Genomic DNA, 24,984 nt, shown 5'->3' with positions numbered 1-24,984 from the left:
CTCCCCTATGCGCCGGACGAGGGTTGGCCGGCCTGGACGGGCGTGATCCCGGTCGAGACGCGCATCGGCGCCTTGCAGCCTGATCCGGACCTCGGCGTCCGCGCGCCCGGCCCGGGTCTGGGCCCCTATAAGGAAGGCGCGCGCCTGGACGAGGCGCTCGCGGCGGCGGCTCAGTCGGGCTTGCCGGTCTCGGCGTAGCGCTTGAGGCGGGCCAGGGCCGCGCCGAGCACCTGGTCCACCGGTCCGGACATGGCGGCCGCCATCTTCGGTCGGGCGCCGCCGACGTGCAGCGTCTGGACCACTTCGGAGCCGCCGCCCGCCGGCTTGACGGTCAGCGTGAAGGCGGCCGAGACGCCCTCCTCCTGCAACGGTCCGAGCGGCGCGTCGAGCCGCAGCACCTGGCCCGGCAGGGCCATCACCACCACGCCGTGCTGCACGCCGCCCGCGCCGACCTTCTCGCAGAAGCAGCCGCCGGGCCTCAGCTCCAGGCTCAGGTTCTCCGCCTTGCCGGAATAGGTGTGCGCCGGATCCCACCAGCGGCCGATCTCGCCGATCACCTGGTAGACCCGCTCGGGCGGCGCGGACACCTGCGCGGTGTGCTGGGTCCTGAAGCCGCCGTCGCTGCGCTCCACCACCTCGGCGCTGGCGGGACTTGCGGCCAGCAGGGCCGCGGCCGCGATGATCGTGCGCATGGGCGCGCCTCCCCTGTTCAGACGCAAGCTGCCGCAGGACGCCGCGCAGGGGAAGCGCTCAAGCCGGCTCCCGCGCGGCCTCGAAGCTCAGCGGCCCGCCCCAGAAGGTCTCCACCAGCTGGTGCTGCACGCCCGGCTTGCCGGTGGTGATGAAGCGGCGCAGGCCGTTCGAGCCCGGGTCGATCTCCGGGTGCCGCTCGAGGTAGACCGCCAGCGCGTCGGCGGTGGCCTGCGGCTGGTGGATCAGCGGCGTGCCCGGCGGCAGCGCGGCCCGGAACATGTCGGCCACGATCTCATAGTGGGTGCAGCCGAGGATCGCCCTGTCCGGCGGCCGGCCGATGCGGGTGGTGATGGCCTTCACGTGGCCTTCGATGGTCTGCGCCAGCTCGACCGCCGAGGCGCCGGTCTCGATCATCCGCGCGAGCTCCGGGCAGGGCTCGGAGAACACCGCCACGTCCTGCCGGCGCTTGTCGATCTCGATCTCGTAGACCCGGCTGCGGGCCGTGGCCGGCGTGGAGAAAACCGCCAGGATGTCGACCTTCTCGACCTTCTCCGGCAGCCGGTCAGCCTCGTGCTCCCACGGCAGGCCGGTGGCCGCCTCGATGGTCGGCACGATGATCCCCAGCACGTTGACGCGCCGCCCGCTCTGCTTGCGATAGCCCGGCAGCCAGGTCTGCTGCAGCCGGCGAAGCGCGACGCCCGCGGCCGTATTGCAGGCCAGGACCACCAGGTCGCAGCCCTCGGCGAACAGCCGCTCGCAGCCGGCCCGGGTGAGATCGACGATCTCCTCCCCGCCGCGCCCGCCGTAGGGGGTGTTGGCCTGGTCGGCCAGGTAGACGAAGTCGGCGGTGGGGAACCGCTCGACCAGCTTGTGGTGCACGGTCAGCCCGCCCACCCCGGAATCGAAGACGCCGATGGCCATGTGAGCGGATGTATCGGGGCTCGGGTGCGCCGTCCATGCGGCGTTGCTTCCCGTTTCTTGACCTTTCCGGGCCTTGAGCGCATAAGCGCGCCCTTCCGGCGCAACCTCGGTCAGCGCCCTCCACCGCCACGACCCCCATGCCTATATGGGACGAGGGCGGCGAGGCCCCCCGTCGACGTGATCGTCCACGGGGGTCGATCGCGTTTGGGCCATAGGAGCGGATTTTGTTCGAAGCGCTTTCGGATCGTCTGACAGGGGTGTTCGACCGGCTCTCCGGGCGCGGCGTCCTGTCGGACAAGGACATCGACGAAGCCATGCGGGAGGTGCGGATCGCCCTCCTGGAAGCCGACGTCGCCCTGCCCGTGGTGCGCGAGTTCATCGCCAAGGCCAAGGAGCGGGCGACCGGCGAGGCGGTGATCCGCTCGGTGCGGCCTGCCGACCAGGTGATCAAGATCACCTACGACGGCCTGGTGGAGATGCTGGGCGGCGACGAGGTGGAAGGGCTCAATCTGGCCCTCAACCCGCCGACTATCATCATGATGGCCGGCCTGCAGGGCTCGGGTAAGACCACCACCGCCGGCAAGCTCGCCCTGCGCCTGGCGAAGGACCGCAAGAAGGTCCTGCTGGCCTCCCTCGACACCCGCCGGCCGGCCGCCATGGAGCAGCTGGCGACGCTGGCCAAACAGGCCGGCGTGGAGTCGCTGCCCATCGTCCAGGGCCAGTCGGCCCCCGACATCGCCCGCCGCGCGATGCAGTCGGCCAGGCTGCAGGGCTACGACGTCCTGATCCTCGACACCGCCGGCCGCACCACCCTGGACGAGGCGATGATGAGCGAGGCGGCCGAGATCGCCCGCATCTCCAGCCCGTCCGAGACCCTGCTGGTCGCCGACGCCCTCACCGGCCAGGACGCGGTGCGCACCGCCAAGGCGTTCCACGAGCGGCTGCCGCTGACGGGCCTGGTGCTGACGCGGGCCGACGGCGACGGCCGCGGCGGCGCGGCGCTATCCATGCGCGCCGTCACCGGGCTGCCGATCAAGTTCCTCGGCGTCTCGGAGAAGATCGACGGGCTCGACGCTTTCGACGCCCGCCGCGTCGCCGGGCGGATCCTCGGCCAGGGCGACGTGGTGGCCCTCGTCGAGAAGGCCGCCCAGGACATCGACATGGCCCAGGCGGAGGTCATGGCGCGCAAGCTCGCCAAGGGCCAGTTCGACCTCGACATGATGGCCGCCCAGCTCTCCCAGATGAAGAAGATGGGCGGCATGGAAGGCGTCATGGGCCTGTTGCCCGGCGTCCAGAAAGTGAAGAAGCAGCTCGCCGAGGCGAACGTCTCCGACAAGATGCTGGACCGTCAGGCGGCGATCATATCGTCCATGACCAAGGCCGAGCGGAAGAAGCCCGACATCCTGCAGGCCTCGCGCAAGCGGCGCATCGCCAAGGGCGCCGGCGTCGACGTGGCCGAGGTCAACCGCCTGCTGAAGCAGCACCGCCAAATGGCCGACGTGATGAAGGCCATGACCAAGAACGGCGGCAAGGGCCTGGCGCAGATGGCCAAGGCGCTCGGCGGCCCGGGCGGCATGGACCAGCTGAAAGCGCTCGGCGGCGGCAAGATGCCCAGCGCCGAAGACATCGAAAAGGCCGCCGGCCAGCTGCCGGGGCTCGGCGGCCCCGGCGGCCTGAAACTTCCCGGCCTGGGCGGCGGCGCGCTGCCCCCCGGCTTCAATCCTTTCAAGAAATAACCATCAAGGACCAACGATGCTGAAGATCCGTCTCTCCCGCGGGGGCGCCAAGAAGCGGCCCTACTACTCGATCGTCATCGCCGACAGCCACTCGCCGCGCGACGGACGCTTCATCGAGAAGGTGGGCAGCTACAATCCGCTCCTGAAGCGCGACGACCCGAACCGGGTGGCGCTGAAGCTCGAGCGGATCCAGGAATGGCTGAAGAAGGGCGCCCAGCCCACCGACCGGGTGGCCCGCTTCCTGGCCAATGAGGGGCTGGTGAAGTGGCAGGCCGGCAATAACCCCAAGAAGGCCGAGCCGGGCGCGAAGTCCAAGGAACGCGCCGAGGAGCGCGCCCAGCGCGAGGCCGATCGCGCCGCCGCCGCCGCTGAAGCCGCCGCCAACCCGCCGGCCGAAGAGCCGGCCGTCGAGGAGGCTCCGGCCGCCGAAGCGGCCCCGGCTGAAGAGGCCCCCGCCGCCGAAGGCCAGCCGGCCCCCGAGGACGCCGCTGAGGCCGAGGCCGGCGAAGCCGCCGAGCAGGCCACCGACCAAGAGGCTCAGTCCTAAGCGCGATGGCGGAGCGCCTGATCCTCGTCGGCCGGGTGGCCGGCGCCTTCGGGGTGAAGGGCGAGCTGCGCATTTCGAGCTACACCGAGGACCCGATGGCGCTCGTCCGCTATCGGGTCCTTTTGCGTGAGGACGGGGCTAAGGCCCTGACCCTGACCGGGGGCCGCCCGGTGAAGGGCGGCGTCATCGTCCGCGCCGACGAGGTCCCCACACGCGAGGCCGCCGAGGCGCTGCGGGGCCTGCGCCTGCACGTGTCCCGAGACGCGCTGCCGCCGCCCGAGGACGAGGACGAGTTCTATCTCGCCGACCTCATCGGGCTTTTGGCCGAGACGGCGGAGGGCGAGGTGCTGGGCCGGGTGAAGTCGATCCACGACTTCGGGGCCGGCGACCTGCTCGAGATCCAGCCGCCTGAGGGCCCCAGCTGGTGGCTGCCATTCACCAGGGAGGCCGTCCCGGAGGTCCGCATCGCCGAAGGCAAGGTCATCGCCGTGCGACCCGAAGAGACCGAGTAGCCGACGGCAGAACGCCCCCGGCCAGGGCCGGGGGCGCTTGAAATCAGTGGACTGTGGAGAGCTTAGTCGGCCTTGCCGGCTTGCTGCTCGACGGCGTCGGCCTTGGCGGCGCCGGCTTCCTCGACCTGGTCGGCCTTCTGCTCCATGGCGTCGGCGGTCGCTTCCTTGCCGGCGTCTTCGGCGGCGTCCGCCTGTTGTTCGATGGCGTCGGTTTTCGCCTCGGTCTGGGTCTCGATGGCGTCGGCCTTGGCCTCGGCGGCCTCCTCCTGCGGGCTGTTGCAGGCGGCGAGCGAAAGGGCGGCGAAGGCCGCGAAGGCGGCGGTGGCGATGCGCATGGTCAGGTCTCCCCTAGATTGACCTATGATAAGCGCACGAAACCGTGAAATGGTTCAGCTTGAACCGCGAAAAAGCTGTCAGCCCTTCGGCGGCCGCTGCCGCATCAGGCCTTCCTGCGCCACCGACGCCACCAAAGTTCCGTCTTTGTCGTATATCGAGCCGCGGACGAAGCCGCGCCCGCCCGACGCCGACGGGCTGTCCTGCGCATAGAGGTGCCAGTCGTTGAAGTTGGACGGCTTGTGGAACCACATGGCGTGGTCGAGGCTGGCCGACTGCAGGCCCGGCGTCTGCCAGCCCACCCGGTGCGGGCGCATGGCGGTGGACAAGAGGTTCATGTCCGAGGCGTAGGCCAGCACCACCTGGTGCATGTGCGGATCCTCGCCGATCGGCTCGCGGGCGCGGATCCAGACGTTGCTGTTGGGCTCGGCGTTCTCCGGCGGGGTCCAGCCGAAGCTGTCGCGGCCGCGCATTTCAATGGGCCGCGGCCGGCTCATCATCTTGCGCATCGCCTCAGGGAGCTTCTCGAACTGCTTCTTCTGGGCGGTAAGCTCGTCGTCCAACTCATCCGGGCCGGGAACTTCCGGCATCGGGAACTGGTGTTCGTAGCCCTGCTCCACGTCCTGGAACGAGGCGGCGAGGTTGAAGATCTGCTGGCCGCGCTGGATCGCCACCACCCGCCGGGTGGTGAAACTGCCGCCGTCGCGCGAGCGATCCACCTCGAACAGGATCGGGATGGTCGGATCGCCCGGCCGGATGAAGTAGCAGTGCAGCGAGTGGCAGACCCGGTTCTCGACGGTCTCGTAGGCCGCCAGCAGGGACTGGGCGATCACCTGGCCGCCGAAGATCCGGCCCGGCCCCTCGCCAGGGCTGGTGCCCCGGAACAGGTTCACCTCGATGCGCTCCAGCGCGAGCGTCTCGACGAGTCTTTCGGGCAGGTCCATGGGCCTAGTCTTTGCTGCACTTGCGAAGGCGCGTGCTCTAGCCTCTGGACGCAAGCTCGGCAAGGCGGCGCCAGGTCTCCACGCCGGCTGCACGCGGGCTGCGCATCCCACGCCTACGCTCTCCGGCATGACCGCCTATCAACGCACGAAACTGATGAAGGGGCTCTCGCGGGAGTGCCTGCGGTGGCTGGGCGGATGGCTCGCGATCGGCGTTCTCGGCAATCTCTTCCGAGCCGAACTCGTCGAGCAGTTCTTCATCCTCCCACTGGCGATCTACTTCCTGCACGGTCTCCTGGGACTGCTGATGGGGCTGATCTGGCTGGGCCGCTCCCTCGACGTCCACCGAGTAAGTCCAGTTCCCGGCGCGCTGATGCTCTCCGCGTGGTTTGGCCTGCTCCTCGCCACGCCGCACTTGAGCCGCGCCGGGGAGTTCATCGGCCTCTGGTCAGGTTTGTCGCCCGCGTTCGCCGGGCCGTAAACGCTAGATCGCTGAAGCCGCTACTCCGCCGCCGCCAGCGCCGAGCCCGCCCCGCGCCACATCTCCATCCGACCCTCAAGGTGCCGGCGCAGGGTGGTGGCCACCGCCGAGGCGAACAGGCCCAGGAAGACGGAGAGCAGGACCTCGGCGAACCCGGGAGCGATCACCGACAGCGGCGGTGTCGGGCGCACGTTGGCTAGCGCCAGGCTCGACATCAGCAGGGTGTAGGCGCCGGCCGCCAGGCCGAACAGGGGCGCAGCCCCCGCCACCGCCTTCAGGAAGGCCTGCCGGGCCGGCGTGTTCTCCAGCCGCCCCTTGCGGATCCGCACCAGCTCCAGCGCCCAGACGACGACGGAGGCGAGGGTCGCCGCGATCAGTCCGGCCATCACCAGCTGCACCTCGAGGGCGGCGTCGGCGAACACGCCGCCGAGCGTCAGCGGCTTGTCGACCACCTGCTGGGCCGCGGCGGGGCCGGCGGCGAGCAGCGCCGGGGCGGCCGCCAGGGCGAGTCTGAAGGGGATCATCGCAGCGCTTCCTCTTATGTCTGTAATCTGAAGTTGAGATTACGCGCGTAACACACAAGGTCAAGCGGCGGTTCCGCAGCTCTTGACGGCGCCCCCGCGCCGCCGTCACTGGCGGCCATGCCGTTCGCCGCCACCGTCCTCACCATGTTCCCCGAGGCCTTCCCCGGCCCGCTCGGGGTGTCGCTCATCGGCACGGCGTGGCGCGAACAGGGGCTTTGGACGCTGGAAACGGTGGACATTCGCGGCTTTTCCAAGGATAAGCGCGGCTTCCTCGACGACACCCCTGCGGGTGGCGGTCCGGGGCAGGTCATGCGGGCGGACGTCATCGCAGCGGCGCTGGACAGCGTGGAGCTGCGCGGGCGGCCGCTTTTGTACATGAGCGCCCGGGGTCGGCCGCTGACACAGGATCGGGTCCGGAACTGGGCGAAGGGGCCGGGCCTCATCGTCCTTTGCGGACGGTTCGAAGGGGTGGACCAGCGGGTGCTCGACGCCCGTGGGTTCGAGGAGGTCGCCGTCGGCGACGCGGTGCTCGCCGGGGGCGAGGCGGCCGCGCTGGTGACGGTCGAGGCGTGCGTAAGGCTCGTGCCCGGCGTTCTTGGGCAGGCGCAGAGTTTGAGCGAGGAGAGTTTCGAGGACGGGCTCCTCGAGCATCCGCAGTACACGAGACCGCGGACGTTCGAAGGGCGCGAAATACCCGAGGTGCTCCTGTCGGGGCATCACGCGGACATCGCCAAGTGGCGGCGGACGCAGCGGGAGATCACCACGCGGGAGCGGCGGCCGGACCTCTGGGCGGCGCATCTCGCCAATCAACAGGCAAAGGGCGAGTAAAGCCCAGTACCCGAAGGAATCTGACGATGAACGTGATCCAGCAACTCGAGAAGGAAGAGGCCGATCGCCTCCTCAAGGGCCGCCGCATCCCCGAGTTCGGGCCCGGCGACACCGTCCGGGTGAACGTCAAGATCAAGGAAGGCGAGCGCGAGCGCGTGCAGGCCTACGAAGGCGTCTGCATCGGCCGCCAGGGCTCCGGGATCAACGAGAGCTTCACCGTGCGCAAGATCAGCTTCGGCGAAGGCGTCGAGCGGGTCTTCCCGGTTCTGTCGCCGATGATCGACAGCATCGAAGTCAAGCGCCGCGGCGTCGTCCGCCGGGCCAAGCTCTACTACCTGCGCGACCGCCGCGGTAAGTCCGCCCGGATCGCCGAGCGCGCCATGACCGCCGCCTCAAAGGACGAACCCAGCGAGACGCCGGAAGCGTAGGGCTTCCCCACAACCGCTCACCCCGGCGAAAGCCGCGGCCTGGGCAGCGGCTCGGCCGCAACGCAGCTTGGATCCCGGCTTTCGCCGGGCGGAGCGGTTTGCCTACGCCCCCACCTGCGCGCGCCACGCCCGCACCACGGGCGTGAAGTCGTCGGGCTGCGTGTCGTAAAGCAGCGTGCCTGCGGGGAAGCTCACCCACGGCTGGGCCGAGCTCATCCAGTAGGCGGCGACGGGCCTCACCCAGCTCGGATCATCCAAGCTCCCCGGGCGCACCGTCACGGTTTGCGGCGCATAGGCCGGCTCGGTCCACAGGCGCACCCCGCACCTGGGGCAGAACCGCTGCGGGATCTGTGCGCCGGAGCCGCCGGTCCTCAGCCAGGTCCCGGCTTCACCGTCTGTCACGCGGAGATGCTCGCGCATCACCGGCATCGCCAGGCTGCAGCCCGAGGCTGTGATCCGCTGGCAGTCGGCGCAGCAGCAGGCGTAGACGGCGATCGGCGGCCCGGTGATCTCGTAACGCAGCTGGCCGCAGGCGCAGCCGCCGGACATCGGCAGCGTCGGAAGGCGGATCATACCGGCGGCCTCTCCTCGTATTGGGGCACGCCGTCGTCCAGCGCGATCCAGGCCCGTTTCGTCCCGACGAAGATGTGGCACTCGGGCGCCAACGCGTCCGGATGGTCCAGGGTGGCCAGCGAGACGCCGATCCGCCCCGGCGGATCGTTGGGAACCGAGAACATCGGGACGCCGCATCGGGCGCACGAGCGGCGCTCGATCCGCTCCGAGGTCGGCCAGCTGGTCGTCTCGCCGATCCAGGAAAAGTCCTCGGCCCGGAACAGCGCGCGGGCGAAGAATGGCCCGCCAGTCGCCCGCTGGCACAGGCTGCAGTGGCAGATGCGCACGTTGATCGGCTCGCCCGCCGCCCGCCAGCGCACCTGCCCGCAGAGGCATCCGCCCTCGTAGCTCACGGCTGGTTCTCGGCCACGAACGCCTTCAGCCGGTCTGCCAGGTGGTCGCTCATCAGCCGCATGCGCCGGCTGGCCTTCAGGCTCTCGTGCATGCAGATCCACACCTCCAGCTGGAACCCGAAGGCGTTCGGCAGGATCGGCACGAGGCCTTCGCGTCGCGCCAGACCATGGGTTGTCGCTCCCACGCCAAGACCAGCGCGCACTGCGGCCAGCTGAGCGAGCTGATTGTCCGTCTTGAAGGTGAAGAGGTCGCGGTTGATCGGCCGGCCGATGTCGATCGTGTCGATGATGGACTTGGGGTCGATGCGGTCGAAGCCGATCAGGGTATGGCCGTCGGCGAGGTCGTCGAGGTCGGCCGGCAGGCCATTGCGCTGCACATAGCCGGGGGTCGCATAGAAGCCGAAGTGGATGGCGCCGATCCGGCGAGCCACCAGCGCTGACTGGGTCGGCCGCGCCATGCGGATCGCGATGTCGGCCTCGCGCCGCATCAGATCCTCGAGCTCGTTGGAGACCACCAGCTCCACCTCGACCTCCGGATGGACCTCCATGAAGTCCTTCAGGATCGGCGGCAGCACCTCGACGGCGAGGACCTCGCTAGCGGTCAACCGCACGCAGCCGGCGGAGCCGTCGGCGGGTCCGGTGGCGTCGCGCAGCGCCGCGCCCACCGTGGCCGCCATTTCGTCAAGGTGCGGGGCCAGCGCCAGCGCAAGCTCTGTCGGTTGCAGGCCCCGCGGCGAACGCAGGAAAAGGGCGCCGCCCAGCTTCTGCTCCAGGGCCTCGATGTGGCGGCCCAGGGTGGGCTGGGTCAGCCCGCGGGCGCGGGCCGCGCCCGAGAAGCTGCCGGCCTGGAGGACAGCGTGCAGACTCTGGAAGAGGTCCCAGTCGGCGGCGGCGTTTGCCATGCGCGGATGAATACCCTCTTCGCAGAACGGTGCAATTCCGTTGCAGGTAAGGGCTCGGCCCTCGAAGCGCCAGTATGGGCGGCGGCGAAACGCCTCCCGCCTTTGACCTTTTCCCCCGCGATCTCTACATGCCGCCCATGGCCGGCAAGACGCTGTATGACAAGATCTGGGACGCCCACCTGGTCGCCGAACAGGACGGGGAGGCGATCCTCTATATCGACCTGCACCTGATCCACGAGGTGACGACCCCGCAGGCCTTCGCCGGCCTTCGGACCAACCACCGCGGTGTGCGCCGGCCGGACCGTACGCTCGCCGTGGCCGACCACAACGTGCCCACCGAAGGCCAGGGCCTGGGCGTCGCGGCCGTCGCTGACGAGGAGGCGCGGCTGCAGCTCCAGACCCTGGAGCGCAACGTGAAGGACTACGGCATCGAGTTCTTCCCGATGGGCGACGTGCGAAACGGCATCGTCCACGTGGTCGGCCCCGAGCAGGGCCGCACCCAGCCGGGCATGACCATCGTCTGCGGCGACAGCCACACCTCCACTCACGGCGCCTTCGGCGCGCTGGCCCAGGGCATCGGCACCTCCGAGGTGGAGCACGTGCTGGCCACCCAGACGCTGCGCCAGAAGAAGTCCAAGAACATGAGGGTGACCATCGAGGGGTCTCCCGCCCCCGGCGTCGGCGCCAAGGACTTCGCCCTGGCGGTGATCGGCGAAATCGGCACCGCCGGCGGCACCGGCTACGTCATCGAATACGCCGGCGACGCGGTCCGCGCCCTGTCGATGGAAGGGCGGATGACGCTCTGCAACCTGACCATCGAGGCCGGGGCCCGGGCGGGCCTGGTCGCGCCCGACGAGACCACCTTCAACTACCTGGCGGGCCGCCCGGCGGCGCCGAAGGGCGGCGCCTGGGAGATGGCCGTCGCCTACTGGAAGACCCTGGTCACCGACCCAGACGCCGTGTTCGACCGCGAGGTCCGCATCGACGCGGCGAAGATCGCTCCCTTGGTCACCTGGGGCACCAGCCCCGAGGACGTGATCAGCGTCGAGCAGGCCGCGCCCTCGCCGGACGCGTTCGCGACCCCCGACAAGCGGGCGGCCGTCGAACGGGCCCTGGACTACATGGGCCTGACCGCCGGCCAGCCGATCACCGAAGCCAAGGTCGACGTGGTCTTCATCGGCTCGTGCACCAACAGCCGCATCGAGGATCTGCGCGCCGCCGCCAAGATCGTCGAAGGCCGCAAGGTCGCCCCGCACGTCCGCGCGCTGGTCGTCCCAGGCTCCGGCCTCGTGAAGGCCCAGGCCGAGGAGGAGGGGCTGGACGAAATCTTCAAAGCCGCCGGCTTCGACTGGCGCGAGCCGGGCTGCTCCATGTGCCTGGGCATGAACCCGGACCGCCTGGCGCCCGGCGAGCGCTGCGCCTCCACCTCGAATCGCAACTTCGAGGGCCGTCAGGGCCGCGGCGGCCGCACCCACCTGATGAGCCCGCCGATGGCCGCCGCCGCGGCCATCGCAGGCCACATCGCCGACGTGCGCGAGTTCATCTAGGCGATGATCCTCGGCCTCGATCACGTCGCCGTTTCCGCGGCCGACCTCGAGGCGGGCGCCCGCGCCTTCGTCGCCCTGCTCGGCCGCGAGCCTGAGCGGCGCGACGGCGAGGCCTGGTTCCAACTGCCCAACATGGCCCTGCGTCTCCGGCCCGGCGAGGCTGACGCGATCGTCGGGCTGGCGTTCCGCTCGGACGATCCCGGCGCGGACCTCACCCTGTTGACCCGCCGCGGCCTGGCCGCCGCCGGCTCCAGCCTGGACGCCGCCGGGATCGCGATCGAGCTGGCGCCGGGCGCCGAACGGTCAGTCTCCGCGCCGACGCAGGACGTCGCCTCCGCCGTCGCCGCCCTGGACCACGTCGTCATCCGAACCCGCAACATCGACCGGGCGGTGGCCAACTTCGGCGGCCGGCTCGGCCTGGACCTGCGGCTCGACCGCGCGAACGAGGCCTGGGGCGCACGACAGCTGTTCTTCCGCTGCGGCGGGGCGGTGATCGAGTTCGGCGCCAGCCTGAAGTCTCCGCCCTCGGACGAGCCGGACAGCTTCGGGGGCCTTGCCTGGCGCGTCAGCGATCCGGACGCCGCCCACGCCCGCATCGCCGCCGCCGGCTTCGACGTCTCCGAGGTCCGCACCGGCCGCAAGCCCGGGACCAAGGTCTTCACCGTCCGCTCCGGCGTGCCGGGCGCGCCGAGCCTGATGATCCAGCAGGGGGCGGAGGATCCGGCTTGAAGCCCTGGATCCTTGCGGCCGCGCTCGGCGCGGCGGCGCCCGCGGCGGCCGAGCCCTTCGCGGCCCCGGTCGACCTGCCGGACGGCGCGACCTGGACGCTGCAGGCGACCCGGTCGCGGACGCACGATCCGGCCTCCTCCCGCCCCTCGAGCGAGGCTGCGACCTCCTACCGGCTGACGCTGCGCCGCCGCGACGGCCGGCCTGACGTTCTGATCGTCCAGCCGTCCGAAGGTGGGTTATGGGGCTACGCGGCCGTGAAGGGGCCGATCGAGGTCGAGGTCGACGAGAGCCTCGCACCCACCGGCCTGCCCGATTGGCCTAGCCTGCGCACTAAGATCGAGGCGGTCATTCGCGAGACCGCCCCTGGGCCCTACATCGATGACGCCGCGGCGGCCGTGACCTCGCCGATGTCGGCGGACGTGGCGAGCCGGGTCTTCTTCCCGGAGCTCGCCCTCGCCTCCATCGGGCAGAACCTGGATATCGAGGCCGGGGCGCCGGTCCCCTACGAAGACCAGCTGCCGAATCCGTTGGGCGGGCCGCCGATCACGAGTCTCGCCGCGTTCGAAGTGACCTCGGTGGATTCGGATCACGCCGTGGTGCGGTGGCGCCAGGCCTTCGACCCCCAGTCCGCAGCCAGAAGCATCACCCAGGCCATGAACCGGCTGGTGAAGGACCTGGCGCCGGACCAGGCCACGAAGTTCGCCGAGGCGAGCAAAGGCATGGGCGTGGAGCGGAACGACGAATGCCTCTCACGGATCGAGCGGAAGACCGGCCTATCGGTCGAGACCCGCTGCTCGACGGTCATCAGGGTCACCGCGGAAGGGAAGAGCCAGACCCGGACCGATGTCTGGACCATCACCCAAAGCTTGCCTAAGACGCCCTGATGCAACCCTTCACCCGCCTGGACGCGCCCGTGGCGCCGCTGCCGCTGGCCAACATCGACACCGACCAGATCATCCCCAAGCAGTTCCTGAAGACCGTGGAGCGCGAGGGGCTGGCCAGGGGCCTGTTCTACGACTTCCGCTTCGATCCCGAGGGGCGGGAGAAGCCCGACTTCGTGCTGAACCGGCCGGAGTACAAGGGCTCCGGCGTGCTGGTGACCGGCGACAACTTCGGCTGCGGCTCGTCCCGCGAGCACGCGCCCTGGGCGCTGATGGACTTCGGCATCCGCTGCGTGGTCTCCACCAGCTTCGCCGACATCTTCTACAACAACTGCTTCCAGAACGGCCTGCTGCCCGTGGTGCTGAAGCCGGACGAGGTCCAGCAGCTGATGGACGAGGCCCGCGGCGGCAACCACATGGTCACGGTGGACCTCGAGGCCCAGACGGTCGTCTCCCCCTCGGGTCAGGTGTTCCACTTCGACATCGACCCGGCCCGCAAGCACAAGATGTTGAACGGCCTCGACGCCATCGGCGAGACCCTGCAGAAGGCGGCCGACATCGACGTCTTCGAAAGCCGCCGGGCGCTGGCCCAGCCCTGGATGGAAGACGCCTGAGGCTTTCCGACCGGCCTCACTTCTTCTAGGAGGTCCCCTCCGCACTTGCTGAGGGGGCTCCCGCCATGACCGACCTGCTTCTCCTGCCCGGCGACGGCATCGGGCCCGAGGTGACCGAGCAGGTGCGCCGCGTGGCCAGCCGCCTCGCGAACGAGCTGAAGATCGAGGAGCGGCTGTTCGGCGGCGCGAGCTTCGACGCCAACGGCACGCCCCTGCGCGACGAGACGCTCGCGGAGGCCAAGGCCGCCAAGGCGGTGCTAATGGGCGCCGTCGGCGGGCCCAAGTGGGCCGACGCGCCGCGCCATCTGCGCCCCGAGGCGGGCCTTCTGAACCTCCGGTCCGGCATGGAGGTGTTCGCCAACCTGCGCCCGGCGCTGTGCTTCGGGCCGCTCGCGGACGCCTCCACCCTGCGCCGGGAGGTGGTCGAGGGCCTGGACATCATGATCGTCCGCGAGCTGACCGGCGGCGTCTACTTCGGCCAGCCGCGGGGCATCGAGACCCTGCCCGACGGCGGCAAGCGCGGCGTCGACACCCAGGTCTACACCACCGCCGAGATCGAGCGGGTCTGCCGTGTCGCCTTCGAGCTGGCCCGCGGCCGCCGCAACAAGGTGACCAGCGCCGAGAAGTCCAACGTCATGGAGACCGGCCTGCTCTGGCGCGAGGTCGTGACCGCCCTGCATGCCCGCGAGTACCCGGACGTCACCCTCGAGCACATGCTGGCCGACAACTGCGCCATGCAGCTGGTCAAGAACCCCCGCCAGTTCGACGTCCTGGTCACCGACAACCTGTTCGGGGACATGCTCTCCGACGAGGCGGCCATGCTGACCGGCAGCCTCGGCATGCTGCCCTCGGCCGCCATCGGCGCGCCCGGCAAGCCCGGCCTCTACGAGCCGATCCACGGTTCGGCCCCGGACATCGCGGGCCAGGGGATCGCCAACCCGCTGGCGGCCATCCTGTCATTCGAGATGGCCCTGCGCTGGTCCCTCGGCCGCGCCGACCTGGCCGACAAGCTGTTCGCGGCGGTGGCCCGCGCCCTCGACGCCGGCGCCCGCACCCGCGACATCGGCGGCGCGCTCACGACGGCCCAGATGGCCGACGCGGTGATCGAGGCGCTCTAAAGGCCCGTCGTCCCGGACGGCGGCCAGGCCGATCTAGACCCAGACCTGCGGCGGAGCGGGCCTGCTGGGCCCCGGCTCTCGCTCCGCTCGACCGGGATGACGTGAGGGAGCTAGCGCTTGGCCTCCCACAACCGCCAGATCAGCAGCGCGATGGCCGCGTAGGTGATGGTCGCCAGGGGCAGGCTGGGCGTGCCCACGGTCGCGAGCACTGCGCCTCCGGTGGCGCCGGCCAGCGCCTGGCCCATGGAGGCGGACGAGCCGTTGAGCGCCAGCGCCAGGGGCGCGGCGTTGGGCGCGCGGGCCATCAGCCGCGTCTGGACCACGGGCATCACTGAGAACAGGGCCGTGGCCATCACCACATAGGCCAGCCCCACCAGGATCCAGGTCGGCCAGCCGGGCGAGAGCCAGTGGTGCAGCACGACCCAGTGCAGGGCCGCCGCGGTGATCAGGCCCGCGTAGGCCAGGGTGATGGAGAGGCCGCCCCAGCCCTTGTCTGCGGCCCGCCCGCCGAGCGAGAGGCCCAGGAAGGAGCCGACCCCGATCAGCAGCTGGAAGGCCGCCACGCCCTGGCCGGTGATGTCGGAGCCGACCCGCAGCACCGGGGCGATGTAGATGTTCATGCTCATGTTGGCCGCGAAGGCCAGGAAGGTGGCCAGAAACAGCGGCGTGGCGTTCCAGGTCAGCCGGCCGCCCATGGCCGGCGGCGGCGGCTTCACGCTCGGCAGGATCAGCGCGATGGCCACAAAGGCGACGGCCGCCAATCCCGCCGCCATCGCGAAGGCCGCCCGCCAGGTGAAGATCGAGCCGATGATGGTCCCCAGCGGGATGCCGAGCACGAAGGCGATGGTCATGCCGCCGCCGACCATGGCCAGCGCCCGCCCGCGCATCTCCGGCGGCACCAGCCCGCTCACCGCGGCCGACGAGGCCGGCCCGGCCAGCGCCGCGCAGGCCCCGATCATCGCCCGGAACACCAGCAGCTGGGCGAAGGAGCTGGTCGCCATGCAGATCAGGTTGAGGACGATGGTCAGGGTAAGCGCGACCAGCAGCACCTTCTTGCGGTCGAACCGGCCGGCCAGGATCGCCAGCGGCGGCCCGGCCAGTGCGGCGGTCAGCACATAAGTGGTCTGGATCTGCCCGGCCGCCCCCGCCGACACGCCCAGGTCGGCGGCCATGAACTCCAGCAGGCCGGAAAATATCAGCGCGCCTGAGCCGAAAGCGAAGCTCGACAGCGTCAACACAAGCACGCGTGGGTTCACGGTCGCACAGCTCCGCAGTTGACGCGTCGCTCGCGCCCGTCCTAGCCCTAGTAAACAACGATAACGGAGGCGCGCGCCAAATGAAGCTCTACAATTCCATCGGCCCCAATCCGCACGTGGTTCGGATGTTCGCGGCCGAGAAGGGCGTGACCCTCGAGCTGACCCAGGTGGACCTGATGCGCGGCGAGAACCGCCAGCCGCCGTACAACGAGGCGATCAACCCCGCCGGCACGCTTCCGACGCTCGAGCTCGATGACGGGCGCAAGGTCTGCGAGATCACCGTCATCTGCGAATACCTGGACGAGACCCAGCCCGGACCGTCCCTGGTCGGCGCCACGCCGGAGGAGCGCGCCGAGACGCGCATGTGGACCCGCCGCATCGACCTCGGCATCGTCGAGCCGATGACCAACGGCTTCCGCGCCGCCGAGGGCCGACGGCTGTTCGAAAGCCGCATGCGCCTGCTCGACGCCGAGGGCGCCGCCGGGCTGAAGGCCATGGCTCGCGACAAGCTGCTGTGGCTAAACGCCCAGATGGGCCAGAACCAGTACGTCTGCGGCGACCGCTTCACCCTCGCCGACATCCTGCTCTACTGCTTCATGGCCTTCGGGGGCACGGTCGGCCAGCCGATCCCGGACGAAGCCGGCTGGGTGAAGTCCTGGTTCGAGCGGGTGAAAGCCAGGCCCAGCGCGGCGGCCTGATCCTTTCCATTTTGTCCGCTCATCCCGGCGAAAGCCGGGGCCCAGACGGCCTCTCCGTGTGCATGATGCTCGGCCTGGGCCCCGGCTTTCGCCGGGGTGAGCGGAAAAGGAGCGAACCATGATCCGGAAAGCCAGAGCGGTGTGGCGCGGGACAGGGCGCGACGGAAACGGCGACCTGACGACGGACTCCGGCGTGCTGTCGGCGACCCCCTACTCCTTCAAGACCCGCTTCGAGAGCGAGCCGGGGACCAACCCCGAGGAGCTGATCGCCGCCGCCCACGCCGGCTGCTTCACCATGGCGCTGGCCTTCCAGCTCCAGACCGCCGGGTTTGCGGCCGACGAGCTGGCCACCGAGGCCGCCGTCACCATCGAGCAGGAGGCCGGCGGCTTCACCATCAAGAGGTCGGCCCTGACCCTGCGCGCAAAGGTCCCCGGCGTCGACCGCGCCAAGTTCGAGGAGCTGGCCCGCACGGCCGAGAAGAACTGCCCGGTGTCGAAGGTGCTCAACGCCGAGATCACCATGGAGTTTGAGCTCTCGTAGCCCGTCATCCCGGCCCGCGCCCACTTCTGGGTCCCGGAGCGGCCTAGGCCGTCCGCGATGATGTCAGGCCGCAATCGTCATCTGCGTCTGGATCACCAGGCACAGCAGCTTGCCATCGGCGTTGGTGATCCGCGTTTGCCAAACGCTTGACCGGCGGCCGACGTGGAGCGGGGTCGTCTCGCCCTCGACGACGTCGCCGAGGCGGGCCGAGCCCAGGAAGTTGGTCTTGCTCTCCAGCGTGGTCGTCCGGGCGCCCTCCGCCAGGTTCAGCGCGCCGGCCAGACCGCCGAGCGCGTCGGCGAAGGCCATGAAGGCGCCGCCGTGCAGGATCGAGCCGGCGGTGCACAGGTCTTCCCGCACCGTCAGCCGGGCGCGGACGCGGGTCTTATCCCGCTCGAGGATCTCCACGCCCATCAGGTTGGCGAACGGCTGGCCGGTCTCAGGCATTGGGATCTCCCTGCGAGGTTGCGCGGGCCCAGCCTAGCCCCCACCTCCGGAGCCGCAAACCGGCGCTCGCCTTGCTATGGGCGTCGCGGGAGGGTAACGGGACGCTCCCTCATTCAGGAGAGACTTCGATGGGCTACCGGGTCGCCGTGGTCGGCGCCACGGGCAACGTGGGCCGTGAGATGCTGAACATCCTCGAGGAAGTGAAATTCCCCGTGGACAAGATTCACGCGATCGCCTCGCGCAAGTCCATCGGCCTCGAGGTCTCGTTCGGGGACCAGATCGTCAAGTGCGAGGACGTGGAGCAGTTCGACTTCTCCAAGGTCGACCTGGTGCTGATGAGCGTCTCCGGCTCGTTCTCGAAGGAATGGGCGCCGAAGATCGGCGCAGCCGGGCCGATTGTGATCGACAACTCCTCCGCCTGGCGGATGGACCCGGACGTGCCGCTGATCGTCCCGGAGGTGAACCCGGACGACGTGGACTGGGCGAACCGCAAGAACATCATCGCCAACCCCAACTGCTCGACCGCCCAGCTGGTGGTGGCGCTGAAGCCGCTGCACGACCGGGCTAAGATCAAGCGGGTGGTGGTCGCGACCTACCAGTCGGTCTCCGGGGCCGGCAAGGAGGGCATGGACGAGCTCTGGGACCAGACCAAGGGCATCTTCGTCCTGGGCCCGTCGGAGCCCAAGAAGTTCCCCAAGCAGATCGCGTTCAACGTCATCCCCTTCATCGGGGAGTTCCGCGACGACGGCTACACCGACGAGGAAGCCAAGATGTGGAACGAGACGCACAAGATGATGGACCCTGAGATCAAGCTCACGGTCACCTGCGTGCGCGTGCCAGTCATGGTCGGCCACTCCGAGGCGGTGAACATCGAGTTCCACGAGCCGCTGGACGAGGACGAGGCGCGTGACCTGCTGCGCGAGAGCCCGGGCCTGATCGTCATCGATAAGCGCGAGGCCACCGGCTACATCACGCCCAAGGAAGCGCAGGGCGAGTTCCCGGTGTTCGTCAGCCGCATCCGCAAGGACCCAACCGTCGAGAACGGCCTGTCGATGTGGGTGGTCGCCGACAACCTGCGCAAAGGCGCCGCCCTTAACGCGGTGCAGATCGCCGAACTGCTCCACGAGCGCGGCCTGATCCGCACCAAGGCCATCGCCTAGTCCGACAGACCGGCCGCCCAGCGGTCGGCCCAGTCGTTCAGCGGCATCAAAGCGTTGAACAGCTCGCGCCCGGCCGGCGTGAGGCGATAGCCCGCGTCGGCGGCCACGATCCCCGACGCGCGCAGCTCCTTGAGCCGAACGTTCAGGGTGGCCGGCGGCAGCTCGCAGGCGGCCGACAGCGCACGGAAGGTCAGCGGATACTCGCCCCGCAGCTCCCACAGCAGCCGCAGGGCGCCGCGGCGCCCCAGTAGATCCAGCGCCGCCATGATGGGCCGCCCGCTCGACGAGCCGCGGACCGGTTGGCCAGGGCGTGGCGCTTCATTTTTCATAGCAACCCGGGCTCCACTTCGCTACAACTTCCATAGCGAACAACAGGAGATCCGTCATGGCCCCACGAATTGCGTCCGCGAAGGCGCCCTACCCCGCCGCTGTTCAGACCCGTCTCGACCGGCTGATGGGCGGGCGGCCGCCGCTGCAGCTGTTTCAGGTGCTGGCGCGCGACGAGCGGCTGTTCACCCGGTTCATGGACGGAGGGCTCCTCGATCCCGGCCATCTGACCCTGCGCCAGCGGGAGCTCGCCATCCTGCGGGTCTGCGCCCTCTGCCGTTCGGAATACGAGTGGGGCGCTCACGTGGCGATCTTCGCCGAGCAGGCGGGCCTCTCGGAAGCGGAGGTCTCGGCGACGCTGCGACCGAGCGGCGAGCATCCCTGGCCCGAGCCGGACCGACTGGTGCTCGCGCTCTGCGAACAGCTTCAGGACAGCTGCGAGGTTCCCGAGGATTCCTGGTCCGAACTCCGCCAATCGTTGGGCGAAATGACCTTGCTCGAACTGCTGCTGCTCATAGGTAAGTATCGTCAGGTCTGCATCCTCACCAATGCGCTGCGGCTGGATCTGGAGCCGCAGGCCGCCCGCTTCCCGCCCCACACAAGGACGCCTCCGTGCCCCGGTCCCCTTCCGCAAACACCAGTGCGCTGACGGCGGGGATCGGCTGTTATCTGATCTGGGGCTTTGTGCCCCTCTACTTCCAGGCGGTGGCCCACGCAGGCGCGGGCTCGTGGGAGATCCTGGCGCACCGCATCGTCTGGAGCGTGCCGGCCGCGGCGGTGTTCGTCTGGATGGCGCGCCAGTGGGGGCAGGTCGCCGGCGTGTTCCGCCAGCCGAGGGTGCTGGGCTGGCTGCTCCTCTCGGCGGTGCTGATCTCGGTCAACTGGGTGGTGTTCATCTGGGCGGTGAACTCCGGTCGGGTGTTGGAGACCAGCCTCGGCTACTACATCAACCCGCTGGTCAACATGGCGGCCGGCGCGCTGATCTTCCGTGAGCGGATCGATCGCGTCGGGCAGGCCGCCATCGCCCTGGCGGTCGTGGGCGTCGCCCTGCAGACGCTGGCCATTGGTCACCTGCCCCTGGTCTCGCTGGCGCTGGCCTTCAGCTTCGGCGGCTACGGCATCGTGCGCAAACGCGTCGCCGCCGACGCCCAGACCGGCCTGTTCCTGGAATGCCTGCTCGTCGGCATCCCGTGCCTGGCCTACATCGCCTGGCTCGAAGCTTCAGGCCTCGGCCACTTCAGCGAGCCCGTCACTGCGGCCTGGCTGATCGTCTCCGGCCCCGTCACCGCCGTGCCGCTGGTGCTGTTCGCCTGGGCCGCCCGCCGGATGCCGCTCTCGGCGATGGGCTTCCTGCAGTTCATGGCCCCAACCATCAGCTTCATGATCGGCGTCGCCCAGGGCGAGGCCTTCGACACCCTGCGCATGGCCTCCTTCGTCTTCATCTGGGGCGCGGCCGCGGTGTTCCTCTGGGGCGCCTGGAAGCGGACGCGGCCCGCGGCGGCGGCGGCGGCGGCGGAGTAGCGCTAGTACGCCGCCTCGATCAGTCGCCGAGCCCGGGCGTCGCCGATCAGGTCGGTGGACTGCTTGTTCATGACGTAGGCGCCGGCCAGCCGCCGCTCGGGGTCGGCGAAGACGCAGGAGCCGCCCCAGCCGGCGTGGCCGAAGGTCTGCTCGCCCTCGCCCCAGATCTTCACCGTCTCGTTGCGCATCACGCCCGCGCCCCAGGACAGGGTGAAGGGCAGCACCAGGTCCTGGCCTCGGATCCGCTCGCGGGAGAGCTCGGCGATCAGGGCCGGCGAGAGGATCATCTCCCCGTCGATCCAGCCGCCGTCGGCCAGGGCGCCCATCAGCCGGGCGAGCGCCAGGGCAGTGGCGTGGCCGTTAGCCGAGGGGATCTCCGCCCGCCGCCAGTCGGAGCCGCTGCGCCCACCGGGCGACGACCAGGGAGTCAGGAAGGCCGCGCGGGTGGGATCGTTCAGCTGCCCAAATTTCGGCAGGCCGGTCGGGCGCTGCAGCTCGGCGGTGCGGGCATGCTCGGCGTCGGGTAGGCCGATCCACAGGTCGAGGCCAAGCGGGCCGGCTAGGTCCTCGCGCAGGGCGGTCCCCATGGTGCGTCCGTCCACCCGGCGGAAGATCTCGCCGGCGATGTAGCCGAAGGTGATGGGGTGGTAGCCACTGGCTGCGCCCGGCGGCCACATGGGCGCCATGGCGGCCAGCTTCGAACAGATCAGGTCCCAGTCGAACCAGGCGGACGGGTCCATCTGGTCGATGAAGCCCGAGAGGCCCGCCTGGTGGGACAGCGCCTGCTCGACGGTGACCTTCTCCTTGCCGGCCTGGCCGAACTGCGGCCAGACGTCGGCGACCGGCTGGTCGTAGGCCAGGCGCCCGGTGTCGACCAGCCGGGCGACCAACACGGCGGCCACCGCCTTGGTGGTGGAAAAGATCGGCGTCAGCGTCGCCTCGTCGAAGGGGCGGGTGCGCTTGCGGTCGGCATGGCCGGCCCAAAGGTCCACCACCACCTCGCCGGCTTCCACAAGGCTGAACCTGGCCCCGATCTCCAGCCCCTCGGCGAAGTTGGCGGCGAAGGCGTCCTTCACCGCCACGTAGGGCGGCTGAGCGAAGCCGGCGATCTCGACCATGGAAGCTCCGGGCGCTTAGGGAAGCGCCTCTATACGCAACGCCCCGCCGATTGGCATCAGCCTCCCGAGCACCGCCCGCGCGGCGGCCGCCGCGGCCTCCGCGGGCGGGCGGCCCTCCGCCAGCTCGGCGCCGAACACGGCCGCGACCAGGTCCCCCGTGCCGTTGGGCGCATGCGGTAGGCGCGGGTGTGCGATCAGGGTCGCCGCGGCCCCTTCGCAGCAAAGCAGGCCGATCTCTCCCTCGCCGAGGGGAACTGAGGTGACCAGCGCCGGCGGCTCCAGCTGCCGCGCGGCATGGCAGGCGCTCGCCGGATCGGTGACGGCCAGGCCGGTCAGGTGCGACAGCTCCCAAGCGTTGGGCGTGATCCAGCTGGCGAGGGGCGGCAGCAGCGCCTCCAGCGCCGTCGCGACCTCCGGCTTCACATAGAGGCCGCGCGGATGATCACCCAGGATCGGATCGACCACCGTCACCCGCGGCGGCTTGCGACGCAGCGCCGCGGCCGCGATCTCCACCTGTTCCGGAAACGAGAAGTGGCCGGTCACGACAAGGTCGCAGCCCAGCCACCCCTCGGCCTCCACGTCCTCCAGCATGGCTGCGAAGTGCTCTGCGTCGGTCGCCCGGCCCCGGCCGCCCTTCGGCGGGCTGCGGCCGAACACCACCGTCGGTACGAGAGCAGCCTCCCAGCCCAGCGCCGCCAGCGCCAGCTGCTGGGCGTTCCCGCCGATCGGATCGCCGGCCACGAAGCTAGAGAGGATCAGCGCCCGCATCAGGCCGGGTATGGCTGGCGGTTCATCGCCTTGCGCCAGCGGGCGCGCAGGATGCCCGGCCGCTCCGGATAGCGCTCGTCCAGGAACCTGGCCTCGACCACCCGGTCGGTGCGGAAGGTGCGGAAGTCGGCGCGCAGCTCGCACCAGGCGACCAGCAGGCGCACGGCGTCCAGGTAGCCGACGGCGAACGGCCAGATGGTCCGCTCGGTCTCACGGCCCTGCTCGTCGGCATAGCGCAGCCAGACCTTCTGGCCGGCGTGGATCGCCGCCCTGGCCCTGGCCATGTCCATCTTGTCCTCGGCCTTGTCCCAACCGCCGTGGCTGCGGACGGCCGGGTCGAGGATCAGCGGCCTGAGGTGCTCGGGCACCGCCGCGCCGATCTTGGCCACCAAGTCCTGGGCGGCCTTGGCGAGCGCCGCATCGCCGCGGGTGGCCACCCACTGAGCGCCCAGCACCGCCACCTCCACCTCGTCGGCGGTCAGCATGAGCGGCGGCAGGTCGAAGCCGCCCTCCAGCACATAGCCGACGCCGGCCTCGCCGCGGATCGGCACCCGCTGGCCGATCAGGTCGGCGATGTCGCGATAGACGGTGCGCTTGGAGGTCTCGAGCTCGGCGGCGATGGCGTCGGCCGTCACCGGCCGGCTGCCCCGCCGCAGGATCTGGATGATCTGGAACAGCCGGTCCGCCCGTCGCATCCGTGGCCCCTCTTGCTGACAGCACGATGGCAGCAGGCGGGGCTTACACCAAGGGGCAAGAGACGAGGAGCCCTGCGATGATCACCCTTTATGGCGCCGCCCCGATGTTCGGCCTGCCGCACTGCAGCCCGTACGTCATGAAGACCGAGGTCCAGCTGATGATCGCCGACGTGCCATACGTGGCCGTGCCGGCGATGCCTGACGAGGGGCCGAAGGGGCAGATCCCGTTCATCGACGACGGCGGGGTGAAGATCGGCGATTCCACCTTCATCCGCCTGCACGTCGAGGAGCGCTACCGCGTCGACCTGGACGCAGGCTTGACCTCCGAGCAGCGGGCCCAGGCCTGGGCCATCGAGCGGATGGTCGAGAACCACTTCGCCTGGACCACCGTGCCCGGCCGCTACTTCATCCCGGAGAACTTCGAGAAAGGGCCCGGCCACTTCTTCGACGCCACGCCGGGCGCCCTGCGCCGTCAGCTGCAGGAGGAGATGCTGGAGGAGGTCCACTTCCGCACCCGCGCCATCCTGGGCCGGCATGGGCCCGACGAGATCGTCGAGCTGGGCGTCATCTCCCTGCGCGCCCTTTCCACCCTGCTGGGCGACAAGCCCTGCCTGTTCGGCGAGCGGCCGGCCGGCGTCGACGCCACCGTCTTCGCCATGCTGGCGGCCCTGACGACGCCGTTCTTCGACACCCCGCTGCGCCGTCGGGCCCAGGCCTTCCCGAACCTGATCGCCTACGTCGACCGGATGATGGCCCAGTTCTACCCGGACCACCCCTGGGCCGGCGCCGGCGCGCCGGCGGAGGAGATGGAGCCTCAAATGCAGGCAGCTTGAGGGAAAACCGCCCAGTCGCTCGACCTGTGCTTGGCTCTGCCATTTCGCCGCGTCCGTCGCCGGGTTAGGGAGTGCGGCATGGCCGAGCCCTCGATCGCAGACACCCGCGCGCACCAGATGTTCCCCACCCTCTCGGCCGTCGACGTCGAGCGGCTGCGCCGGTTCGCCGAGCCCAGGAGCTATGCGGCCGGCGAGGCGCTGGTGCGGGCCGGCGAGGCCGGCCATGGGCTGACCGTCATCCTCTCGGGCCAGGTGGAGATCGTCAGATACGACGAGGCAGGCAGGCCGCAGACGGTGGTCACCCATGACGCCGGCTCCTTCATGGGTGAACTCGCTCAGCTGTCAGGAAAACCGGCCTTGGTGGACGGGTTGGCCCTCAGCCCGGTCGAGGCGCTGATCATCGCGCCCGAGCGGCTTCGCGCGGCCCTGGTGGCTGAGGCCGAACTGGGCGAGCGGATCATGCGCGCCCTGATCCTGCGCCGTGTCGGCCTGCTCGAGACCGGCGGCGGCGGGCCGATCATCCTGGGCGCAGCCGACCATCCCGACGTGCTGCGGCTGGAGAGCTTTCTCGCCCGCAACGGCCATCCCCGCGTGCGTATCGATCCTGACGCCGACGAGGCGGCGGCGCTGACCGAACGCTTCGAGATCGGGCCGGGCGCCTGGCCGATCGTCGTGTGCCCTGGCGGACAGGTGCTCCGCAACCCGACGGAGGGCGAACTGGCCCGGTGCCTGGGCATGGTCGCCCCCATCGATCCGGACAGGATGTACGATGTAGCCGTGGTCGGCGCCGGGCCCGCGGGCCTCGCGACCGCGGTGTACGCCGGCTCGGAGGGGCTCTCGGTCCTGGTGCTCGACTGCCGGGCCTTCGGCGGCCAGGCGGGCGCTTCGGCGCGGATCGAGAACTACCTCGGCTTTCCGAC

At 70.2% G+C, this 24,984-nt stretch carries 33 protein-coding genes; 19 read left to right on the top strand and 14 right to left on the bottom strand.

Annotation, left to right across the window (positions count from 1 at the left end; genetic code table 11):
* Positions 1-198: hypothetical protein (locus VHK87_RS17295; RefSeq protein ID WP_329636134.1), on the top strand; the 198-nt coding region annotated here is incomplete at its 5' end.
* On the opposite strand, the gene VHK87_RS17290 is transcribed toward VHK87_RS17295, so the two are convergent.
* Positions 171-692 carry an SRPBCC domain-containing protein gene (locus VHK87_RS17290; protein WP_329636133.1) on the bottom strand — a complete coding sequence of 174 codons (522 nt, stop codon included), beginning with the start codon at positions 690-692 and terminating at the stop codon, positions 171-173. The two genes, VHK87_RS17295 and VHK87_RS17290, sit on opposite strands and share 28 nt — an antisense overlap.
* Positions 693-750: 58 nt before the next feature.
* Positions 751-1,614, bottom strand: coding sequence for a glutamate racemase (locus tag VHK87_RS17285; protein WP_329636132.1), 864 nt, complete (start codon positions 1,612-1,614; stop codon positions 751-753).
* 224 nt (positions 1,615-1,838) lie between these two features.
* Here VHK87_RS17285 and ffh point away from each other — a divergent pair, with 224 nt between their 5' ends.
* The 3 genes from ffh to rimM are packed head-to-tail and all read left to right on the top strand — an operon-like array spanning position 1,839 to position 4,409.
* A complete protein-coding gene (gene ffh, locus VHK87_RS17280) occupies positions 1,839-3,350 on the top strand; it encodes a signal recognition particle protein (RefSeq protein ID WP_329636131.1) in 1,512 nt (503 codons plus the stop codon).
* Positions 3,351-3,366: 16 nt separating this feature from the next.
* Positions 3,367-3,897, top strand: a complete 531-nt coding sequence (rpsP, locus tag VHK87_RS17275; RefSeq protein WP_329636130.1) for a 30S ribosomal protein S16 — start codon at positions 3,367-3,369, stop codon at positions 3,895-3,897.
* Positions 3,898-3,902: 5 nt separating this feature from the next.
* Entirely contained in the window at positions 3,903-4,409 is a 507-nt protein-coding gene (gene rimM, locus VHK87_RS17270; RefSeq protein WP_329636129.1) for a ribosome maturation factor RimM, read from the top strand.
* A gap of 62 nt (positions 4,410-4,471) precedes the next feature.
* On the opposite strand, the gene VHK87_RS17265 is transcribed toward rimM, so the two are convergent.
* Entirely contained in the window at positions 4,472-4,744 is a 273-nt protein-coding gene (locus VHK87_RS17265; RefSeq protein WP_329636128.1) for a hypothetical protein, read from the bottom strand.
* A 78-nt stretch (positions 4,745-4,822) separates the two neighbouring features.
* Positions 4,823-5,686 (bottom strand): acyl-CoA thioesterase II, encoded by an 864-nt coding sequence (locus tag VHK87_RS17260; protein ID WP_329636127.1) that lies wholly within the window; start codon positions 5,684-5,686, stop codon positions 4,823-4,825.
* A gap of 127 nt (positions 5,687-5,813) precedes the next feature.
* On the opposite strand from VHK87_RS17260, the gene VHK87_RS17255 reads away from it, so the two are divergent.
* On the top strand, positions 5,814-6,164 hold the full coding sequence (locus VHK87_RS17255) for a hypothetical protein (RefSeq protein WP_329636126.1): 351 nt from the start codon (positions 5,814-5,816) through the stop codon (positions 6,162-6,164).
* Between the two features lie 20 nt (positions 6,165-6,184).
* Here the strand turns inward: VHK87_RS17255 and VHK87_RS17250 are convergent, their stop codons facing one another.
* Entirely contained in the window at positions 6,185-6,688 is a 504-nt protein-coding gene (locus VHK87_RS17250; RefSeq protein WP_329636125.1) for a MotA/TolQ/ExbB proton channel family protein, read from the bottom strand.
* A 117-nt stretch (positions 6,689-6,805) separates the two neighbouring features.
* On the opposite strand from VHK87_RS17250, the gene trmD reads away from it, so the two are divergent.
* Together trmD and rplS are read left to right on the top strand one after the other, a co-directional pair.
* Positions 6,806-7,516: a tRNA (guanosine(37)-N1)-methyltransferase TrmD gene (trmD, locus tag VHK87_RS17245; RefSeq protein ID WP_329636124.1), complete on the top strand. Its 711-nt coding sequence runs from the start codon at positions 6,806-6,808 to the stop codon at positions 7,514-7,516.
* A 26-nt stretch (positions 7,517-7,542) separates the two neighbouring features.
* Positions 7,543-7,944 carry a 50S ribosomal protein L19 gene (gene rplS, locus VHK87_RS17240; RefSeq protein WP_329636123.1) on the top strand — a complete coding sequence of 134 codons (402 nt, stop codon included), beginning with the start codon at positions 7,543-7,545 and terminating at the stop codon, positions 7,942-7,944.
* Between the two features lie 102 nt (positions 7,945-8,046).
* On the opposite strand, the gene VHK87_RS17235 is transcribed toward rplS, so the two are convergent.
* The 3 genes from VHK87_RS17235 to VHK87_RS17225 are packed head-to-tail and all read right to left on the bottom strand — an operon-like array spanning position 8,047 to position 9,811.
* Positions 8,047-8,517: a GFA family protein gene (locus VHK87_RS17235; RefSeq protein ID WP_329636122.1), complete on the bottom strand. Its 471-nt coding sequence runs from the start codon at positions 8,515-8,517 to the stop codon at positions 8,047-8,049.
* A complete protein-coding gene (locus VHK87_RS17230; RefSeq protein WP_329636121.1) occupies positions 8,514-8,909 on the bottom strand; it encodes a GFA family protein in 396 nt (131 codons plus the stop codon). Before VHK87_RS17230 ends, VHK87_RS17235 begins: the two co-directional genes overlap by 4 nt.
* Positions 8,906-9,811 carry a LysR family transcriptional regulator gene (locus VHK87_RS17225; protein ID WP_329636120.1) on the bottom strand — a complete coding sequence of 302 codons (906 nt, stop codon included), beginning with the start codon at positions 9,809-9,811 and terminating at the stop codon, positions 8,906-8,908. Before VHK87_RS17225 ends, VHK87_RS17230 begins: the two co-directional genes overlap by 4 nt.
* Positions 9,812-9,948: 137 nt before the next feature.
* Here VHK87_RS17225 and leuC point away from each other — a divergent pair, with 137 nt between their 5' ends.
* The 5 genes from leuC (at position 9,949) to leuB (ending at position 14,700) form a co-directional block, all read left to right on the top strand.
* The gene (gene leuC, locus VHK87_RS17220; protein WP_329636135.1) at positions 9,949-11,358 is read left to right on the top strand and encodes a 3-isopropylmalate dehydratase large subunit; all 1,410 of its coding nucleotides are present in this window, start codon (positions 9,949-9,951) and stop codon (positions 11,356-11,358) included.
* Between the two features lie 3 nt (positions 11,359-11,361).
* Positions 11,362-12,087: a VOC family protein gene (locus tag VHK87_RS17215; RefSeq protein WP_329636119.1), complete on the top strand. Its 726-nt coding sequence runs from the start codon at positions 11,362-11,364 to the stop codon at positions 12,085-12,087.
* On the top strand, positions 12,084-12,971 hold the full coding sequence (locus tag VHK87_RS17210; RefSeq protein ID WP_329636118.1) for a hypothetical protein: 888 nt from the start codon (positions 12,084-12,086) through the stop codon (positions 12,969-12,971). The genes VHK87_RS17215 and VHK87_RS17210 overlap by 4 nt, the downstream gene beginning before the upstream one ends.
* A complete protein-coding gene (gene leuD / locus VHK87_RS17205) occupies positions 12,971-13,582 on the top strand; it encodes a 3-isopropylmalate dehydratase small subunit (protein WP_329636117.1) in 612 nt (203 codons plus the stop codon). The genes VHK87_RS17210 and leuD overlap by 1 nt, the downstream gene beginning before the upstream one ends.
* 65 nt (positions 13,583-13,647) lie before the next feature.
* Positions 13,648-14,700, top strand: coding sequence for a 3-isopropylmalate dehydrogenase (gene leuB / locus VHK87_RS17200; protein ID WP_329636116.1), 1,053 nt, complete (start codon positions 13,648-13,650; stop codon positions 14,698-14,700).
* 110 nt (positions 14,701-14,810) lie between these two features.
* Here the strand turns inward: leuB and VHK87_RS17195 are convergent, their stop codons facing one another.
* Positions 14,811-15,956, bottom strand: a complete 1,146-nt coding sequence (locus tag VHK87_RS17195) for an MFS transporter (RefSeq protein ID WP_329636115.1) — start codon at positions 15,954-15,956, stop codon at positions 14,811-14,813.
* An 80-nt stretch (positions 15,957-16,036) separates the two neighbouring features.
* On the opposite strand from VHK87_RS17195, the gene VHK87_RS17190 reads away from it, so the two are divergent.
* Entirely contained in the window at positions 16,037-16,654 is a 618-nt protein-coding gene (locus VHK87_RS17190) for a glutathione S-transferase family protein (protein ID WP_329636114.1), read from the top strand.
* A gap of 118 nt (positions 16,655-16,772) precedes the next feature.
* Positions 16,773-17,195, top strand: a complete 423-nt coding sequence (locus VHK87_RS17185; protein ID WP_329636113.1) for an OsmC family protein — start codon at positions 16,773-16,775, stop codon at positions 17,193-17,195.
* A 63-nt stretch (positions 17,196-17,258) separates the two neighbouring features.
* On the opposite strand, the gene VHK87_RS17180 is transcribed toward VHK87_RS17185, so the two are convergent.
* Entirely contained in the window at positions 17,259-17,642 is a 384-nt protein-coding gene (locus tag VHK87_RS17180; RefSeq protein ID WP_329636112.1) for a PaaI family thioesterase, read from the bottom strand.
* A gap of 128 nt (positions 17,643-17,770) precedes the next feature.
* On the opposite strand from VHK87_RS17180, the gene VHK87_RS17175 reads away from it, so the two are divergent.
* Positions 17,771-18,802 (top strand): aspartate-semialdehyde dehydrogenase, encoded by a 1,032-nt coding sequence (locus tag VHK87_RS17175; protein WP_329636111.1) that lies wholly within the window; start codon positions 17,771-17,773, stop codon positions 18,800-18,802.
* On the opposite strand, the gene VHK87_RS17170 is transcribed toward VHK87_RS17175, so the two are convergent.
* On the bottom strand, positions 18,799-19,068 hold the full coding sequence (locus VHK87_RS17170) for a winged helix-turn-helix transcriptional regulator (protein WP_329636110.1): 270 nt from the start codon (positions 19,066-19,068) through the stop codon (positions 18,799-18,801). The genes VHK87_RS17175 and VHK87_RS17170 overlap by 4 nt on opposite strands.
* A 119-nt stretch (positions 19,069-19,187) precedes the next feature.
* Here VHK87_RS17170 and VHK87_RS17165 point away from each other — a divergent pair, with 119 nt between their 5' ends.
* A complete protein-coding gene (locus VHK87_RS17165; protein ID WP_329636109.1) occupies positions 19,188-19,778 on the top strand; it encodes a carboxymuconolactone decarboxylase family protein in 591 nt (196 codons plus the stop codon).
* A complete protein-coding gene (gene rarD, locus VHK87_RS17160) occupies positions 19,742-20,650 on the top strand; it encodes an EamA family transporter RarD (protein WP_329636108.1) in 909 nt (302 codons plus the stop codon). Before VHK87_RS17165 ends, rarD begins: the two co-directional genes overlap by 37 nt.
* Positions 20,651-20,652: 2 nt before the next feature.
* Here rarD and VHK87_RS17155 read toward each other — a convergent pair whose 3' ends face one another.
* The 3 genes from VHK87_RS17155 to VHK87_RS17145 are packed head-to-tail and all read right to left on the bottom strand — an operon-like array spanning position 20,653 to position 23,231.
* The gene (locus tag VHK87_RS17155; RefSeq protein ID WP_329636107.1) at positions 20,653-21,768 is read right to left on the bottom strand and encodes a serine hydrolase domain-containing protein; all 1,116 of its coding nucleotides are present in this window, start codon (positions 21,766-21,768) and stop codon (positions 20,653-20,655) included.
* A gap of 15 nt (positions 21,769-21,783) precedes the next feature.
* On the bottom strand, positions 21,784-22,536 hold the full coding sequence (locus tag VHK87_RS17150; RefSeq protein WP_329636106.1) for a PfkB family carbohydrate kinase: 753 nt from the start codon (positions 22,534-22,536) through the stop codon (positions 21,784-21,786).
* Positions 22,536-23,231, bottom strand: coding sequence for a YafY family protein (locus VHK87_RS17145; RefSeq protein ID WP_329636105.1), 696 nt, complete (start codon positions 23,229-23,231; stop codon positions 22,536-22,538). The genes VHK87_RS17150 and VHK87_RS17145 overlap by 1 nt, the downstream gene beginning before the upstream one ends.
* A gap of 77 nt (positions 23,232-23,308) precedes the next feature.
* On the opposite strand from VHK87_RS17145, the gene VHK87_RS17140 reads away from it, so the two are divergent.
* Both VHK87_RS17140 and VHK87_RS17135 read left to right on the top strand, forming a co-directional pair.
* Positions 23,309-24,064, top strand: a complete 756-nt coding sequence (locus VHK87_RS17140) for a glutathione S-transferase family protein (RefSeq protein WP_329636104.1) — start codon at positions 23,309-23,311, stop codon at positions 24,062-24,064.
* 78 nt (positions 24,065-24,142) lie between these two features.
* A partial coding sequence (locus VHK87_RS17135; RefSeq protein WP_329636103.1) for a Crp/Fnr family transcriptional regulator occupies positions 24,143-24,984 on the top strand: 842 nt, incomplete at its 3' end.

It is taken from the genome of Phenylobacterium sp. (assembly GCF_036263695.1).
GTDB lineage: Bacteria > Pseudomonadota > Alphaproteobacteria > Caulobacterales > Caulobacteraceae > Phenylobacterium.
This window is presented reverse-complemented; position numbering and strand designations above follow the sequence as displayed.